We start from the raw sequence: 2,217 nt of genomic DNA, 5'->3' as shown, positions 1-2,217 counted from the left end.
CCTCCCGTGACAAGGCATAGAACGTTCGACGGACGTCTGCCTGGTCCAGTCTTCTCCCGGTGCTGGAAACGAACAGGTAAGGCGAGACATCCCGACCAGCCCAGTGGAGATCGCGTCGCACAATATAATCAGCGAGCACCTTGCAGGTCGAAGCGTGCAACGGCAAGAGTCTGTCTTTGCCAAACTTGGCACCGCGGATCGTCAATACGCCTTCTGCCAGATCCACATCCCGAAGCTCGAGATTGAGCGCCTCCGAAAGACGCATGCCCGACACGCTCAGCAAACCGAACAGGCAATAAAAGGCCCTCGGGCGCAATGCACCTCGTTCGTAGTGGTATTGCATCTCGAGGGCGGCATGCAATAACCGGCGAACCTCATCGTCAGAGTAAAGATATGGGTGGGCCCGCTTCGGCTGAAACGGCAGCAAGCCTGGGGCCGGAATCTGCGTGCGCCGGTCAATCGCGCTACGATATCGCGCAAAGTCCCGCACGACACCGAGTCGTCGTGCCCAGGTCGCAGGTTGGACATCGGCTGATTGTCGAGCCCAGGCAAGAGCCAACGCCTGAGTAATGTAGGGAGCATTGTGCCGCTCCATGAAGGCGGCGAAGTCCAGCAATGCGCGGCCCGGTTCCTTCAACTTGAATCCCAGGCTGCGCCTGAGGTTCAAATAGTCGTGGACGGCCTGTCGAAGGGTGTTCATAGCGCACCTCCCGGCCACGGTACAGCCAGCGTCCGCAGTGCCTTGATGTCAATCTTGGTATAGATCATAGTCGTCTGTGGATCACGATGTCCCAAGATCTCCCCAATCTCGCTCAGCGATGCGCCATGGCGTAGCATGTCGGCAGCCAGTCCGTGGCGAAACTGATGTGCTCCCGTAGTTGGGGCGTCGATGCCAGCGCGCTGGAGCGCGTGCCGAACAATGGAACCGACGCCGCATGCTCCGCGAAAGCCTGTGATAGGAGCCTTCGTGCGCAAGAATACCCGGCGGCAGGAACTATGCGGTCGGCCGTGCCGTAAATATGCAGCGATCGCCTTGCCGACGTCCGCGTGCAAAGGTAACTCGTTGCGCTGGCCGCATTTACCTCGCACAGTCAAACGTGCCGCGGTCCAGTCGATATCCGTAAGTTCAAGCGACACTATTTCCCCAGAGCGTAGCCCCAACCGTGCGAGCAGCAGCAGGATCGCGTAGTCGCGAAGGCCCATTCCGGATCGGCGATCGATACTGGACAGCAGTTGCCGAATCTGATCTGGAGCAATCGCCCGAGGGATTGACGGCATCGACCAGTTGGCAACGACCGGAACGAAATCGGCAAGATCCGGCACCATGTCGCCACGATAGCGTGCGTAGCGTAGAAAGGATCGCAAAGCGGTGGTCATGAGCTTCGCACGCTTCAAATGCAGCCGTTGGGCCTTACGCTGTACAAATTCAATGACATCGCTCGCACGCAGACGTGACAGACTGACTCGCCCGTCGCCGAAGCGGTCTTGCAGGAAATCTGTGGCGAACGTCGAGTAATACGCAATCGTTGTTTCGGCCAGACCACGCACCTCGCGTAAGTACTGTCCGTACGCCTGAGCATAGAGTTCAGCCGCCGTCCTGCGGCGCGTGGCTGTGCGTTGAGCACGAACGACGCCACTGTGGTGCAGAAACTCGAGAAGATGTCGAAGTGCAGCGCTGTCCCCCCGGCCAGCCCGCACACGTCGAGCTCGATATCGCAAATACTGCGACGCGTGTTCGGAGCATACGTGATGCAATTCCACTCCTGATCGTGCGAGCCACTGGCTAAAGCCGGCAACAATACGCACCTGATACCGAAGTGACTGCAGGCCGTATCCTTTGGACTCCATCGAGTTCGCGAATGAAGTAATGTAGGATGCAAGCGGACCTTCTGGAGGGCGCGAAAGACCGACCCGGTCGCAAACGACGTATCTCATGATGGANACTCCTTCCCGGACGCCGGGGGCTGTGGAAGGAATCAAGACTATCTCTACTTCGCTTCGCGCGAATGCTGCAAAATAGGGAACAACTCTCGGTTGGAAGACATAGTCAGGAACGGAACATAGTGACGCCTATCTCTCTGAAGACATAGGCGCCACACGTGTGCCGTAGTCCGGCTCCATCAGTTGCTGGAGCACGGCGATGCGATGGATGAAGCCCTCCAGAAGCTACGGACATTCTTTGGCTGGTCCAAGACATCGACCATGCCGTCCCGGTAT

At 58.3% G+C, this 2,217-nt stretch carries 2 protein-coding genes; both read right to left on the bottom strand.

The genetic code is table 11. From position 1 onward, the window contains the following. A partial coding sequence (locus DLM46_RS38805; RefSeq protein ID WP_115110378.1) for a tyrosine-type recombinase/integrase occupies positions 1–700 on the bottom strand: 700 nt, incomplete at its 3' end. Beyond that, positions 697–1,935 (bottom strand): site-specific integrase, encoded by a 1,239-nt coding sequence (locus tag DLM46_RS38800; protein ID WP_115110375.1) that lies wholly within the window; start codon positions 1,933–1,935, stop codon positions 697–699. The genes DLM46_RS38805 and DLM46_RS38800, both read right to left, overlap by 4 nt. Positions 1,936–2,217: the final 282 nt, after the last annotated feature.

It is taken from the genome of Paraburkholderia lacunae (genome assembly GCF_003353175.1).
GTDB lineage: Bacteria > Pseudomonadota > Gammaproteobacteria > Burkholderiales > Burkholderiaceae > Paraburkholderia > Paraburkholderia lacunae.
The sequence above is the reverse complement of the archived record's forward strand: the minus strand, read 5'-3'. Positions and strand labels throughout refer to the sequence as shown.

Bases quoted from the DNA above. Each gene is read 5' to 3' on its own strand.
- DLM46_RS38800 (WP_115110375.1), bottom strand. From the start codon at position 1,935: ATGAGATACGTCGTTTGCGACCGGGTCGGTCTTTCGCGCCCTCCAGAA.